This is a genomic window from Agromyces aurantiacus (assembly GCF_016907355.1).
Classification (GTDB): Bacteria; Actinomycetota; Actinomycetes; order Actinomycetales; family Microbacteriaceae; genus Agromyces; species Agromyces aurantiacus.
In genome coordinates, this window is record NZ_JAFBBW010000001.1 from 926,019 (window position 1) to 939,748 (window position 13,730).

The 13,730-nt window shown below is 72.3% G+C and carries 14 protein-coding genes; 5 read left to right on the forward strand and 9 right to left on the reverse strand.

Features of this window, described 5'->3' with window-relative positions:
- The first annotated feature begins 138 nt into the window (after nucleotides 1-138).
- Nucleotides 139-651, forward strand: coding sequence for a hypothetical protein (locus JOD46_RS04360; protein ID WP_204391918.1), 513 nt, complete (start codon nucleotides 139-141; stop codon nucleotides 649-651).
- 13 nt (nucleotides 652-664) lie between these two features.
- On the opposite strand, the gene JOD46_RS04365 is transcribed toward JOD46_RS04360, so the two are convergent.
- Nucleotides 665-1,627, reverse strand: a complete 963-nt coding sequence (locus JOD46_RS04365; RefSeq protein WP_204391920.1) for a TIGR03557 family F420-dependent LLM class oxidoreductase — start codon at nucleotides 1,625-1,627, stop codon at nucleotides 665-667.
- Between the two features lie 285 nt (nucleotides 1,628-1,912).
- Between JOD46_RS04365 and JOD46_RS04370 the strand changes: the two genes are divergently transcribed.
- The 3 genes from JOD46_RS04370 to JOD46_RS04380 are packed head-to-tail and all read left to right on the forward strand — an operon-like array spanning nucleotide 1,913 to nucleotide 3,764.
- The gene (locus tag JOD46_RS04370; RefSeq protein ID WP_204391922.1) at nucleotides 1,913-2,695 is read left to right on the forward strand and encodes a hypothetical protein; all 783 of its coding nucleotides are present in this window, start codon (nucleotides 1,913-1,915) and stop codon (nucleotides 2,693-2,695) included.
- Nucleotides 2,695-3,189 carry a phage holin family protein gene (locus JOD46_RS04375; protein ID WP_204391924.1) on the forward strand — a complete coding sequence of 165 codons (495 nt, stop codon included), beginning with the start codon at nucleotides 2,695-2,697 and terminating at the stop codon, nucleotides 3,187-3,189. Before JOD46_RS04370 ends, JOD46_RS04375 begins: the two co-directional genes overlap by 1 nt.
- On the forward strand, nucleotides 3,186-3,764 hold the full coding sequence (locus JOD46_RS04380) for a DUF3618 domain-containing protein (RefSeq protein WP_204391926.1): 579 nt from the start codon (nucleotides 3,186-3,188) through the stop codon (nucleotides 3,762-3,764). The genes JOD46_RS04375 and JOD46_RS04380 overlap by 4 nt, the downstream gene beginning before the upstream one ends.
- Nucleotides 3,765-3,851: 87 nt before the next feature.
- On the opposite strand, the gene JOD46_RS04385 is transcribed toward JOD46_RS04380, so the two are convergent.
- From JOD46_RS04385 to JOD46_RS04420, 8 genes are all read right to left on the reverse strand, one after another.
- A complete protein-coding gene (locus JOD46_RS04385) occupies nucleotides 3,852-5,510 on the reverse strand; it encodes an amidohydrolase (protein ID WP_204391928.1) in 1,659 nt (552 codons plus the stop codon).
- Between the two features lie 10 nt (nucleotides 5,511-5,520).
- Nucleotides 5,521-6,363: an ABC transporter permease gene (locus JOD46_RS04390; RefSeq protein WP_204391930.1), complete on the reverse strand. Its 843-nt coding sequence runs from the start codon at nucleotides 6,361-6,363 to the stop codon at nucleotides 5,521-5,523.
- Nucleotides 6,360-7,301, reverse strand: coding sequence for an ABC transporter permease (locus JOD46_RS04395; protein ID WP_204391932.1), 942 nt, complete (start codon nucleotides 7,299-7,301; stop codon nucleotides 6,360-6,362). The genes JOD46_RS04390 and JOD46_RS04395 overlap by 4 nt, the downstream gene beginning before the upstream one ends.
- A gap of 14 nt (nucleotides 7,302-7,315) precedes the next feature.
- On the reverse strand, nucleotides 7,316-8,500 hold the full coding sequence (locus tag JOD46_RS04400; RefSeq protein ID WP_204391934.1) for a polyamine ABC transporter substrate-binding protein: 1,185 nt from the start codon (nucleotides 8,498-8,500) through the stop codon (nucleotides 7,316-7,318).
- A gap of 40 nt (nucleotides 8,501-8,540) precedes the next feature.
- A complete protein-coding gene (locus JOD46_RS04405; RefSeq protein WP_204391936.1) occupies nucleotides 8,541-9,740 on the reverse strand; it encodes an ABC transporter ATP-binding protein in 1,200 nt (399 codons plus the stop codon).
- A gap of 242 nt (nucleotides 9,741-9,982) precedes the next feature.
- Entirely contained in the window at nucleotides 9,983-11,413 is a 1,431-nt protein-coding gene (locus tag JOD46_RS04410) for a permease prefix domain 1-containing protein (RefSeq protein WP_204391937.1), read from the reverse strand.
- 5 nt (nucleotides 11,414-11,418) lie between these two features.
- Nucleotides 11,419-11,784, reverse strand: coding sequence for a PadR family transcriptional regulator (locus JOD46_RS04415; protein ID WP_204391938.1), 366 nt, complete (start codon nucleotides 11,782-11,784; stop codon nucleotides 11,419-11,421).
- 40 nt (nucleotides 11,785-11,824) lie between these two features.
- Nucleotides 11,825-12,196, reverse strand: coding sequence for a hypothetical protein (locus JOD46_RS04420; protein WP_204391939.1), 372 nt, complete (start codon nucleotides 12,194-12,196; stop codon nucleotides 11,825-11,827).
- A gap of 200 nt (nucleotides 12,197-12,396) precedes the next feature.
- On the opposite strand from JOD46_RS04420, the gene aceA reads away from it, so the two are divergent.
- Entirely contained in the window at nucleotides 12,397-13,722 is a 1,326-nt protein-coding gene (gene aceA, locus JOD46_RS04425; protein ID WP_204391940.1) for an isocitrate lyase, read from the forward strand.
- Nucleotides 13,723-13,730: the final 8 nt, after the last annotated feature.

Here is a 13,730-nt window from a genome sequence, read left to right on the forward strand (position 1 = left end):
GACGAGCCGTCGACCTCACGGCCCCGTTCGCGCGTGCGGAGGTCGGGCCCGGTCGAGCGCAAGGGCGTTCACGGCACCGCGCGGATGTGCCAGAGTGACCAGCACCGCGCCTCGTGCGCGCGAACGGAGGACCCGAACGTGACGACCCGACGACGCACCATCCGGCCCGCCGCGGCCCTCGCCGTGCCCCTGCTCGCCCTCGCCCTCGCGGGGTGCGCCGGCCTGCCCGTGGCGCCGCCCGCCTCGAGCGGCGGCCCCGGGAGCACCGACTCCACCACCTCCGCCCCCGATGCCGGGGGCGCCGAAGGGCAGACGGTCGCGCAGGCCTGCGACACGCTCGCCGCCGGCATGCAGGAACTCGGCCAGGTCGACGCGAGCAACATCCAGGACGACCTCGTCAACGACCCGGAGGCGGCGCTCGCGACGATCGATGCGGCCGAATCCGCGATCCTCGACGCGACCGACGCGATCACGAACGACGAGATCCGGCCGTACGCCGAGAAGGCCGCCGACGCGACCCGCACCTACTTCGGGATCGTCCGCGACGCGGCCGAGGATCCGTCCGGCGCCGACTACGACGGCATCCAGGCCGACCTCTCCGAGTTCACGGCCGCGATCGTCGAGCTGCAGACCGCCTGCGCGGCGGGGTGAGCCGTCGCCCGGCTCAGCCCGCGACCAGCGCGGGCCTGAGCTCGTCGGTGAAGAAGCCGAAGAACCCGTCGGGGTCGGGGCCGAGGTTCATGATCGCGATGCGGTCGTAGCCGGCCTGCTCGTAGGCGCGCACCGACTCCACGTGCGCGGCGAGGTCGGGCCCGCACGAGAGCTGGTCGCGGACGTCGTCGAGCCGGACGAACACCGAGGCCTCCTCGAAGTTCGCCGGGTTCGGCAGCTCGCTCATGACCTTCCAGCCGAGCAGCGACCAGCGGGCGGTCTCGTGCGCGGCGCGCGCCGCCGCATCGGCGTCGGGAGCCCACGCGATGGCCGCCTCGCCGTAGCGCGGCCCGTCGCCGCTGCGCGCCCAGTACGCCTCGACGAGCGCACGATCCGGGTCGGTGCCGAACATGGCGTCGCCGAGCTCGGCGGCCAGCCCCGCGGCATCCGGCCCGCCCGCGGCCACCGCGATGAGGGGCGGCTCATCGGGCAGGTCGAAGATCCGGGCATCCTCCAGGGTCAGGTACTCGCCGTCGTACGAGTGGTACCCGCCCGACCAGAGCAGCCGGATGATCTCGATCGCCTCGCGCAGCATGCGCTGCCGGTCGGAGACGTGCGGGTAGCCCGCGCCGACGACGTGCTCGTTGAGCCGTTCGCCCGAGCCGAGGCCGAGCGTGAACCGCCCCTCGCTGAGGATCGCGAGCGTGGCCGCGGCCTGCGCGATGATCGCCGGGTGGTACCGAACGGTCGGGCACGTCACGCCCGTGGCCAGTCCGATGCGCTCGGTCGACGCCGCGATCGCCCCCAGCACCGACCAGGCGAACGGCGAGTGGCCCTGCGAGTCGAGCCAGGGGTGGAAGTGATCGCTGATCTCGACGAAGTCGAAGCCGGCCTCCTCGGCCAGTCGCGCCTGGCGCACGAGCTCCACCGGGCCGAACGCCTCGGCGGCGAGCTTGTAGCCGTACTGGACGGGCATGCACGTCTCCCTCCTGCCGCGGGCGGTCCGGGCGCGCGGCTCTCGTGCACGGCGAACCTACCGAGTCGCCCCGACGCCCGGCACCCGGTTGCATCTCGCCGGAGAGGTGTGTAGCGGCAGGCGGACGACGGGCCTCGCGCGGCCGCAGCGCACGCGCGTTATACGCCCCCGACCGAGCCGGTGCAAGACCCTTGGGACCCGAGAACCGCCCACCTAGCGTGGCCATGCACAATCCGCCGTCGAGACCGTGCGCGTGGCCCGGTCTCGGAGAGGAAAGGGGCGAACATGGTGAACACCGCAGGGACCGGAACTCCCGATCTCAAGCAGGAAGCGGGTGCGGCCGGCCACCGGGTCGCCGACACCGCGAAGCAGGAGGCGCGCTCCGTCGCGTCCGAGGCCAAGTACCAGGCGCGCCGCCTGGTCGACAGCGTCGGCAGCGAGGTTCGCTCGCAGGCCTCGACGCAGCAGCACCGCGCCGCCGGTGGCATCCGCGACGTCGGGTCGCAGTTCTCGGAGATGGCCGCGACGTCCGGCCGGTCCGGGATGGCGCGCGACCTCGTCGAGACCGTGGGAGCGCGCGCCGACTCCGTCGCGACCTGGCTCGACCAGCGCGAGCCGCAGGACCTCCTCGAGGAGGTCAAGCGCTACGCCCGCCGTCGTCCGGGGGTCTTCCTCGCGATCGCCGCGGGTGCGGGCATCGTGATCGGCCGCCTGACGCGGTCGCTGGCGACCCCGAGCGACTCGTCGTCGACGAGCGGACGGCGCCTGACCGGCACGGCCGACACCACCGCGTACCCGGCCCAGCTGCCCGACACGTCGGCCGCGTACGCGACCACCGGCGGCGTCTACCCGGGCACCACCGGCACGTATGCGGGCACCGACGGGGCCTACACCGGCACAGGCGATGCCTACGGCACCGGAGCCGCCGGGAGCACCGGCGCGCACGTCGCCGAGCCCGACACGACCTGGGCGGCCGAGCCGACCGGCGTCACGGGCACCGAGCCCCCGTACACCGAGCCGTTTCCCGGCGAGGGCACCGGCCGGGGTGACGTGACGGGAGCCCCGTGATGAGCGGCGCGCACATCGGAGGGGTCGACCCGCGGTCGTCGGGCGCGCATGTCGCCGGAGCGACATCCGCCCCGGCCGTGGACCTGCCCACGCCGTCCGAGCAGAAGGCCGCGACGACCTCGCTGGGCGACCTGGTCGCCGAGGTGACGCGCGACATGTCGACGCTCATGCGGCAGGAGGTGGAGCTGGCCAAGGCCGAAGCCACCCAGTCCGCGAAGCGCGCGGGCAAGGGCGCGGGCTTCTACGGCGGGGCGGGCGTGTCCGGATGGTTCACGCTGCTGTTCCTGTCGGTCGCGCTGTGGTGGGGGCTCGGCGCCCTGATCGACAACCTGGGCTGGTCGGCCGTGATCGTCGCGATCATCTGGGGCATCATCGCCGCCGTCCTGTACTCCATCGGCAAGCGCGAGTTCGATCGGGTCCAGGGCATGCCCCGGACGATCGACACCCTCAAGGAGATCCCGGACACGTTGAAGAGGAATGAGGAGAACCGATGACTACCGATCCCAATGCCATTCGTTCCGACATCGAGCGGACGCGAGTGGAGCTCGGCCAGGACGTCGACGCCCTCGCCGACAAGGTGAACCCCGGCAAGGCGGTGCACCGCCAGACCGAGAAGGTCAAGGGCGTGTTCCGTCGCGCGAAGGACCGCGTGATGGGCAGCGCCTCCGACCTGGCCGATTCGACCGGCGACGCCATGCACTCCGCCGGTGAGGCAGCCGTCGGCGAGGCGCCGCAGCGCGTGGCGTCGGCGACGCGGGGGAACCCCATCGCCGCCGGCCTGATCGTCTTCGGCGCGGCGTGGCTCGTCTCGTCGCTGATCCCGGCCTCGCGCCCCGAGCGCGACCTCGCCGAGAAGGCGAAGGACGCGGCGGCGCCGCTCGTCGACGAGGTGAAGAACGTGGCGCAGGATGCCGCGGCGCACCTCAAGCCCGAGGCGCAGGACGCCGTCGGCTCAGTCAAGGACCGTGCGGGCGAGGCGGTCGAGAACGTCAAGACCGAGGGTCAGGTGGCGGCGGCCGACGTCAAGGACGCCGCGCAGCAGAGCCACTCGCCGCAGTACGGCTACTGAGCCGCATCGAAACCGACCCGGTGCGCCGCCGACCCGAACGGCGGGCACCGGGTCGCTCCCTGTCCGGGCGCGGCCGCGAACGGCAGCTCAGGCGTCGTGCGCCGCGTGCACGCGCTCGCCCTCCACGAAGGTCTGCAGCACGCGCGTCGCGCCGATCTCCTCGGCCGGGCGGGCGAACGGGTCGCGGTCGAGCACGGCGAGGTCGGCGTACTTGCCCGGCGTGATCGTGCCGGTGACCTCGTCGAGGTGGTTGACCCACGCGGAGCCCGCCGTGTAGGCGGTGAGCGACGTGCCCAGGTCGATCGCCTGCTCGGGCAGGAAGGCGTCGTACTCGCCCTCCTCGTACCCGGGTGCGGCCGTCCGGTTGACGGCGACGTGGATCGCCGCCATCGGGTCGGGCGTCGAGACCGACCAGTCGCTGCCCGCGGCGAGCACCGCGCCGGAGCGCAGCAGGTCGCCGAACGGGTACTGCCATGCGCTGCGCGGCTCGCCGAGGAACGGCAGCGTGAGCTCGACCATCTGCGGCTCGAGCGCCGCCCAGAGCGACTGCATGTTGGCGGCGACCCCGAGCTCGCGGAACCGCGGCACGTCCTCGGGGTGCACGACCTGGATGTGCGCGACGTGGTGGCGGTTGCCGCCCCGCCCGTTCGCGGCGATGGCGTGCTCGACCGCGTCGAGGCATTCGCGCACGGCGCGGTCGCCGATCGCGTGGAAGTGCAGCTGGAAGCCGAGCCGGTCGAGCTCGACCGCGGCGGGGTTCAGCACCGCCGGATCGACGAACGAGATCCCGGAGTTGTCGGTGAAGTGCCCATGGCCGTCGCAGTACGGCTCGAGCATCGACGCCGTGAAGTTCTCGGCCACGCCGTCCTGCATGATCTTGATGCTCGTCGCCGCGAACCGGCCGCCGCGGTAGCGCTCGCGCCGTTCGACGAGCGACGGGATCTGCTCGAGCCCCGCGGTGCGGTCCCACCAGAGCGCGCCGACCACCCGCGCGGTGAGCCGGCCGGATGCCGCGGCCGCGAGGTACGCGGGGCCGGGATCGCCCGCGTCGCCGTAGCTGCCGACGATCGCGTCCTGCCACGCGGTGATGCCGAACGAGTGCAGGTACCGCTGGCCGAGCAGCAGCGCCTCGGTCAGCGTCTCGAGGCTCGTCTCGGGCAGGTGCCGGTTGACGAGCGTCATCGCGCCCTCGTGCAGCGTGCCGGTCGGCGTGCCGTCGGCGTCGCGCTCGATGCGTCCGTCGGCGGGGTCGGGGGTGTCGCGGTCGATGCCCGCGAGTCGGAGCGCGGCCGAGTTGACCCACGCGCCGTGGCCGTCGCGGTTGGGCAGGAAGGCCGGCCGGTCGGGCACGACCCGGTCGAGGGCCGCGGCCGTCGGCGTACCGCCGGGGAAGGCCGACATGGACCATCCGCCGCCGAGCACCCACTGCTGGTCGGGGTGCCCGGCCGAGTAGGCCGCGATGCGCTCCAGGTACTCGGCCTCGGTCGACAGCTCCGAGAGGTCGCAGCGCATGAGGTCGAGGCCGCCCCAGACCGGGTGCACGTGCGCGTCCTGGAAGCCGGGCACGAGCAGGCGCCCGGCGAGGTCGACCACCTCGGTCGACGGCCCGATGAGGTCGCGCACGTCGTGGTCGGCGCCCACCGCGACGATGCGCCCGCCGCGCACGGCGACGGCCTCGGCGCGCGAGCGCACCGTGTCGGCGGTGAACACGGGTCCACCCGTGAAGACGAGGTCGGCGTGGGTCATGGAGATCCTCCTAGTTGCCGGTCATGGTGCGGGCGATCTGCGTGGCGGAGTCGCCCGCCCGACGCAGCACGACCGCCACGAGCGCGAGGGCGACGAGCGTGAGCAGGAGCATGATCGTCGAGACCGCGGCGATCTCGGGGCGCAGGCCCGATCGGAGCGCGCTCAGCACGTAGACCGGCCACGGCGTGGTGCCCGAGACCTGGACGAAGGCGGCGATGACCGTGTTGTCGAGGCTCAGCGTGAACGAGAGCAGGAAGCCCGCGAGCACCGCCGGCATCGCGAGCGGCAGCGTCACGCGGCGGAACGTCGTGAGCGGCTTCGCATAGAGATCGGCCGACGCCTCCTCGAGCTGCCCCTCGAGCCCGACCAGCCGCGCCCGCACGATGTACGACACCACCGCGATCGAGAACAGCGAGTGCCCGATCACGAGCCGCACGATGCCGTCGCTGAAGATCGCGAGGCCGAGGTCCTGGCCGAGGAACACGAGCCAGGGCAGCAGCGCGACCGCGTCGACGATCTCGGGCGTGACCGAGACGAGCAGCAGCAGGCCGATGAACCACAGGGCCCAGCGACCCGGATGCCGCGCCATCGCGATGCCCGCGAGGGTGCCGAGCAGCGTCGCGAGCACCGCGGCGATCAGCCCGGTCTGGATCGAGACGAGCACCGCGTCGCGGATCGCGGGCTTGGCGACGAGTGCCGTGAACGCGTCGAAGCCGAAGCCGTCCCACGCGACGAGCAGGCGCCCCGTGTTGAACGAGGACATGATGATCACCGCGATGGGCAGGAACAGGAAGGCGAAGACCGCGACGCCCCACACGGTGAGCGCGACATCCGACCAGGACCGCTGCTTCACGCGGCCACCTCCTCGGGGGAACGGGCGGACGCCTCGGCCGGCGCCGGTGCGGGCGACGGTGCGGGCGCGTCGCCGAGCACGAGCCGGTTGCGCATCCGGAACGGCAGCGACACCAGCCACACGATCGCGCCGCCGACGGCGACGCTCAGCATGATCACGAGGATCAGCAGCACGGCCATCGCCGAGCCGAGCGCCCAGTTCTGCGCGGTCTGGAACTGGCTCGCGACGAGCTGGCCGACCATATTGCCGCGCGCGCCGCCGAGCACGGTCGCCGTGATGTAGTCGCCCATGAGCGGAATGAAGACGAGCAGGACCCCCGCGATCACGCCGGGCCGGGCGAGCGGCAGCGTGACGCGCAGGAACGTGCGCACGCGCCCCGCGCCGAGGTCCTTCGACGCCTCGCGCAGCGGCCCGCCGACCCGGTCGAACGCGACGTAGAGCGGCAGGATCATGAGCGGCAGGTAGTTGTACACCACGCCGATGAGCACCGCAGGCCGCGTGTAGAGCAGCTCGAGCGGGCCGTCCGTCAGGCCGACGCCCTGCAGCAGCGACGAGAGCCAGCCCTCGGGGGCGAGGATCACCTGCCAGCCGATCGTGCGGACCAGGAAGTTGGTCCAGAACGGCACCATCACGAGGGCGAGCAGCACGCCCCGCCGCGAGGCCGGCACCTTCACCGCCATCCAGTACGCCACCGGCAGGCCGATGACCAGGCACAGCAGGGTTCCCGTGATGCCGACCCACAGCGTGTTCGTGAAGGTCTGGAAGAACGTCGGCGACAGCGCCTCGGCGTACCGGTCGAACGAGAGCACGTCGGTCGCGTGCGTGCCGAAGATGCCCGGCTTGTAGCCGAAGCTGAAGTACACGACCATCGCCACGGGGGCGACGAAGAAGACCACCAGCCACGCCCAGGCGGGGATCGCGAGGGCGGAGCGCGGCATGCGGATCCCCGACACTACGCCCCCGCCGCGGCCTTCGCCTTGTTCCAGATGTCGACGCGGACCTGCTGGGCCTCGTTGACCTCGCCCTCGCGCATCGTCTCGAGCTGCTCGGGCGTGAAGAACACGAGGTCGAGCATCGGCAGGCCCGCGTCGGCCGCGGCCTGCTCGATGTCCTTGCCGCCCGTGTGGTACCCGATGTAGTCGAGCTCGGCGAGCGAGTTCTCGGGGCTGAGCACGTAGTCGATGAAGGCGTGCGCGGCCTCGGGGTGCGGGGCACCCGCGGCGATCGCCCAGTTGTCCATCCAGATCTCGGTCTCGGGGCCGGGGAAGACCCACTTCCACCGTTCGGGCTCGCCGCCCTCGAGCATGCCGATGCGCGCGTCGCCGTTCCACGCCTGCATGAGCACGTGCGTGGCCTCCGGGATCGCCGCCCCGCCGGGGTAGGAGTCGAACGCCGAGATGTGCGGGGCGAGCGTGTTCACGACGTAGTCCTCGGCGGCGGCGAGCTCGGCCTCGTCGGTCGTGTTCCAGTCGATGCCGTTGGCCCAGAAGTAGATGCCCGTGAGGTCGCCCGGGTCGTCGAGCACGCTGGTCTTCCCGCTCGCCTCGTTCTGCGCGGCGTCGAGGAAGTCGGCCCAGGTCGAGAGCTCGCGCGTGATCACGGTCGTGTCGTACACGAAGCCCGTGGTGCCCCACGCCTTGCAGATCGAGTAGTCGTTCGCGGGGTCCCAGGCGCGGCCGAGGTAGGCGTCGTCGACGTGCTGCAGGTTGGGGATCAGGTCCTTGTTGAGCTTCGAGAGCAGTCCGTTCTCGATCATCTGGGGGATGAACACGCCGGTCGGCACGACGATGTCGTAGCCCGAGCTGCCCTTCGCGGCGACGAGCTTGGAGATGAGCTCCTCGTTCGAGCCGAACGAGTCCATCTGGATGGTCGGGCCGAGGTCGGCGGTGAAGGCCTCGAGCACGTCGGGCGCGTCGTAGTCGCCCCACGTGTAGATCGACAGGCTGTCCTCGAGCTCGCCGCCGGTCGCCTTCGGGGCGTTCGAGGCGGCGCCGCCGGGCGAGCACGCGGCGAGCAGGCTCGTGGCGCCGGCTGCGGCGGCGGCCGCGAGGAAGCGGCGGCGGCTGAGCTCGGCGGAGATCGCCCGGGCGGCGGCGCTCGAGGCGAGGATGCGGACAGGGGTGCGCGGCTGGCTCATGCGGGTCTCCTCTGGCTGGTGGGGGATGGCGGGTGCGGGGTCACTCGGTGGGCGGGGCGACGTAGCCGCCCGCGTCGGCGGCGCCGTCGGCGGGGAAGACGAGCACGCTCTCGGGGCTCCAGGTGCAGCGCACGGCGTCGCCGACCGCGAGCGACGGCGCCTCGGGGGTGGGTCGGCGCGCGATAAGGCTCTGGTCGTCGCCGAGGCGCACGAGGTACTGCATCGTCTCGCCGAGGTGGGCGACGCCGAGCAGCGTGCCGCGCGCGAGGTTGGCGCCGTCGGCTGGCGCGGCGGATGCGCCGGCCTCGGCGTCGATGCGCACGGACTCGGGCCGCACGGCCGCCTGCGCGGGAGCGCCGTCGGCGAGCGCCGTCGGCGCCGCCCCGTCCGGTCCGGCCGGCCGGACGCCGCGCACGAGCGCGTGCGCCGACGCCACCCCCGACCCGCCCTCGGTCGCCGTGCCGCGGAAGAAGTTCTGCTGGCCGACGAACGCGGCGACGTACGCCGACGCGGGCCGGGCATAGACGGTGTCGGCGTCGGCGAGCTGCTCGATCCGCCCGTCGCGCATGATCGCGATGCGGTCGCTCATCGAGAGCGCCTCGCCCTGGTCGTGCGTGACGAACACGAACGTGATGCCGAGCCGCGACTGCAGCAACTTCAGCTCGAGCTGCATCTCCTCGCGCAGCTGCCGGTCGAGCGCACCGAGCGGCTCGTCGAGCAGCAGCACGGCCGGGCGGTTGACGAGGGCCCGCGCGAGCGCGACGCGCTGCTGCTGGCCGCCCGAGAGCTGCGTGGGCTTGCGGTCGGCGAAGCGTCGCATCTGCACGAGGTCGAGCGCCTGCGAGACCCGTTCGCGCACCTCGGCCTTCGGCGTGCGACGCTGCTGGAGGCCGTAGGCGACGTTCTCGGCGACCGACATGTGCGGGAACAGCGCGTAGGCCTGGAAGACGGTGTTCACGTCGCGGCGGTACGGGGGAGCGCCGAGCACGGAGCGACCCGAGATGCGGATGTCGCCGGCATCCGGCTGCTCGAAGCCCGCGATCATGCGGAGGGTGGTGGTCTTGCCGCAGCCCGACGGGCCGAGCAGCGAGATGAACTCGCCGGGTTCGATCGACAGGCTCACGCCGTCGACGGCGGTCGCCTCGCCGTACCGCTTGACCACGCGGTCGAGCTCGACCGAGCCCGGCGCCGCGTCGCGCTCGCCTGTCGCTGAGGACCTCGCCTCGGTCGCCGTCGTCACTCCTGGCACCTCCCGGTTCGCCTGCCCGCCACGTCGCGTCCGGCCATTCAATCGGCCTATTGGCCGCGTGTGCAACGGCGGACGGGAGAACCGGACGAACCATCGCGCGGGGCTCGTTCCCCTGACAGACCGTCCGGCCGATGGTCACGCGCCGGTAACCCGCGTGCCTCCCTCGGGGGTGTAGGGCCGCCGGATGCGGCCCGCGCCGGCGCTTCTCCGGGCGCGACGATGCCTGATGCGCGTCAGGCGAAGCCGAACAGCGGCGGGAACACGATCACGACGATCGCGGACCAGCCGACGTACACCGGCAGATATGCCGTCTGCCACCGCTCGAGGCGATCGAAGGCGTTCCGCCGGCGCAGGAACCCGAGGTGGAGCCACGCCGCCCACGCGAGGTTCGCCAGCAGGATGAGGTTGAGCCCGAGCGAGGCGGCCTTGTTCGCGCTCGGGCCGAATTCGCCGATGCGCGCGATCATCGCGACGAGCACGACGAGATCGACGACGAGCGCGCTCGCGAGCATCACGAACTGGAGACGGTCGAACCATCCCGGCGGCAGGAGCGGGTCGCGCGCCGAGTAGGCGTACACCAGGAGCCCGAGCACGACGACGAGCACGAGGTCGAACGCGATGAGCAGGTCGCGGCTCGCGTCGACGAGGTTCCACTGCAGGAGCGCGGCGACGATGAGCGCGAGCATCATGAGCGCGAAGATCGGCGTGAACACCTTGGTGAGCACCGGTGCGATGTTCTCGATCGCGCGCTGCTTGGCTTCGACCAGCCACGCCGCGACGAGCACGGCGCCCGCTGCGCCGCACGGGAGCACCCAGTCGGCGACGAACGTCATGACGTCGACCCCGATCGAGCCGAACACGGCCACGGTGAGCATCGAGAGCGCGCCGCCGCCGAGGGCGATGAGCAGGTAGTAGACGGCCCACTCGCCGCTGAAGCGCACGAAGTCCATGCGCGCCGCGTCGCTCCGCCAGGCGCCGGCGGCGTAGGCGATGCCGCTGACGAGCCACAGGGCGACGACGGCGTGGACGGCTGCGAGCAGTTCCGTCATCGACGGCTCGCTCGCGAACAGCTGGGTGCCGGCGCCGGCTGCGAACGGATAGGCGTTCAGGGCCACCCCCGCGAGGGCGAACGCGCCGGCGACGATGGCGAGTGCCCCGGCCGGCGGTCGGTGCTTCCACGCGAACCATGCGACGAGGAACGGCAGCACGAGCAGCGCGGCGTTCCGGATGAAGAACGTCGGTTCGGCGGTGAGCAGGTCGGCGACCTTCACGGCGAGTCCCGCGCCCACGCCGAGCCCGAGCGCGACGGCGAGACCGTGGGCTCGGCGCGCGAAGGGGAGGGGCGCGCGTGCGGCACCCGGGGGTGCGGATGCCGCGCCCGACGCACTGCCGTCCCCGTCGCCGAGCACGAGCTGCGTCCAGAGCCGTTCCGAGTGCACGCGCGCGTACTCGCGCGAGAGCTCGTCGACCGCGCCGAGGCGCTTCACCGCGACGAGGAAGGCTTCGTCGTCGTGGAGTCCGACCGCGCGCAACTCGTCGACCCGGTCGAGGAGGTGGCTCTCGAGCTCGTCGAGGTCGTGCGCGTCGAGTGCCTCGCGTCGCTCCAGCCATCGCCGCCATGACCTCACCAGCACGTCGAGGTCAGGTCGATCGTCGATGCCCATGCCGCTCACGCTCCAGCCGGCGCGACGCCGGAAGGTCCGGGGCCTGGCGCCGACCAGAGCTTGTCGAGCACGTCGCCGACGACGGTCCACTGGCGATGCTGCTCGGCCAGCATCGCGGCACCCTGCGCGCTCAGCCGATAGTGCTTGCGTGGGCGGCCGCTGGCCGACGTGCGCCATTCCGATTCGACGTGGCCGGCCCGCTCGAGCCGATGCAGGAGCGGGTAGAGCATGCCGTCGCTCCATTCGAGCTCACCCCCTGAGAGCTCGGTCACCTTCTGCAGGATCGCGTAGCCGTAGGACTCCTGCTCGGCGAGGATGCCGAGCACCACCGGCGTGGCCGCCGCGGCCACCAGGTCCTTTCCGATGCGCATGTCCGCTCCCGATATACCTCGTAGTGGCAGGTACCTAGAGCTACAAGGTATCACCGATCGCCGGATGGTCCGAGGCCGGTGCGGCGCGCGGCGATGCTGGCGCCGGCGGTTCCGCTTCCGTCGGCGTCTCGGGCTCGCGCGTCGCCTCGGCGGAGAGCAGCATCGCCAGCCCGATTCGGTGGAGCGCGAGCCCGAGAAGGATCCCGCCGAGGAGCACGAGCGGCCAGCCGGAGGACTCGAGGATCGCGAACACGACGCCCGCCACGACGATGCCGAACCCGAGCACCGGTCCGCCCACGAAGAGGGCGAGCCCGGCCAGGCCGAGCCGCTTCGCGCGGTCACGCCGCTCGCGGGCCCGAGCGCGGACGCGCTCGCGTCGTGCTCCGGCGTCGCCCTCGCCGTCGTGGGTCACGCCCCCATTCTCCCCGGCGCCGGCCGAATCCGGCCACGGCGACGCGGGGAGTTCCGCGGTGCAGAAGAACGGCGGAAGTTCACCCCCCGGATCGGCGCTCGGACCGGTCGCGCGGCCCGCAGCATGGATGCCACGGACCACGGCGGACCCCGATCGACGGGGACGCACGAGACATCCAACCGCACCGAAGGAGCACGACGATGAGCACCGAGAACCGCCCCGGCGACCAGACCCAGACCGCCGCCGAGCTGCAGCTCGAGTGGGACGCCGACCCCCGCTGGGAGGGCGTGAAGCGCGACTACACCGCCGAGGACGTCATCGCCCTCCGCGGCCCGGTGCGCGAGGAGCGCACGCTCGCCCGCCGCGGTGCCGAGAAGCTGTGGGAGGACATCCAGAAGAACACCGGCACCGCGTTCGAGCGCATGGAGGACCCGGAGTGGTCGGCCGCGCTCGGCGCCCTCACCGGCAACCAGGCCGTGCAGCAGGTGCGCGCGGGCCTCAAGGCCATCTACCTCTCGGGCTGGCAGGTCGCCGCCGACGCCAACCTCAGCGGCCAGACCTACCCCGACCAGTCGCTCTACCCCGCCAACTCGGTCCCGGCCGTCGTGCGCCGCATCAACAACGCGCTGCTCCGGGCCGGGCAGGTCGAGCAGGGCACCGACGACCGCGACTGGATGGCGCCCATCGTCGCCGACGCCGAGGCCGGCTTCGGCGGCCCGCTCAACGCCTACGAGCTCATGCACCAGATGATCGAGGCCGGCGCGGCGGGCGTGCACTGGGAGGACCAGCTCGCGAGCGAGAAGAAGTGCGGCCACATGGGAGGCAAGGTGCTCGTGCCCACCGGCCAGCACATCCGCACGATCAACGCAGCCCGCATGGCGGCGGATGTCGCCGGCGTGCCGTCGATCATCATCGCCCGCACCGACGCGCTCGCCGCGACCCTGCTCACGAGCGACCACGACGAGCGCGACCGCCCGTTCGTGACCGGCGAGCGCACCGCCGAGGGCTTCTACAACGTGCAGAACGGCATCGAGCCGGTCATCGCCCGCGGCCTCGCCTACGCCGAGTACGCCGACCTGCTGTGGGTCGAGTCGGCCGAGCCCGACCTCGAGCTCGCCCGCCGATTCGCCGAGGCCGTGCACGCCAAGTTCCCGGGCAAGCGCCTCTCGTACAACTGCTCGCCGAGCTTCAACTGGAAGCGCCACCTCGACGACGACCAGATCGCGAAGTTCCAGCGCGAGCTCGCCTCGATGGGCTACGCGTTCCAGTTCATCACGCTCGCGGGCTTCCACTCCCTGAACCACGGCATGTTCACGCTCGCCAAGGACTACAACGAGCGCCACATGTCGGCGTACGTCGAGCTCCAGGAGGCCGAGTTCGCCTCCGAGGCCGACGGCTACACCGCCACGCGCCACCAGCGCGAGGTCGGCACCGGCTACTTCGACCAGATCGCCACGGCGCTGAACCCGAACAGCGCGACCCTCGCCCTCGTCGGATCGACCGAGGAAGAGCAGTTCCAGCACTGACCCGCTCT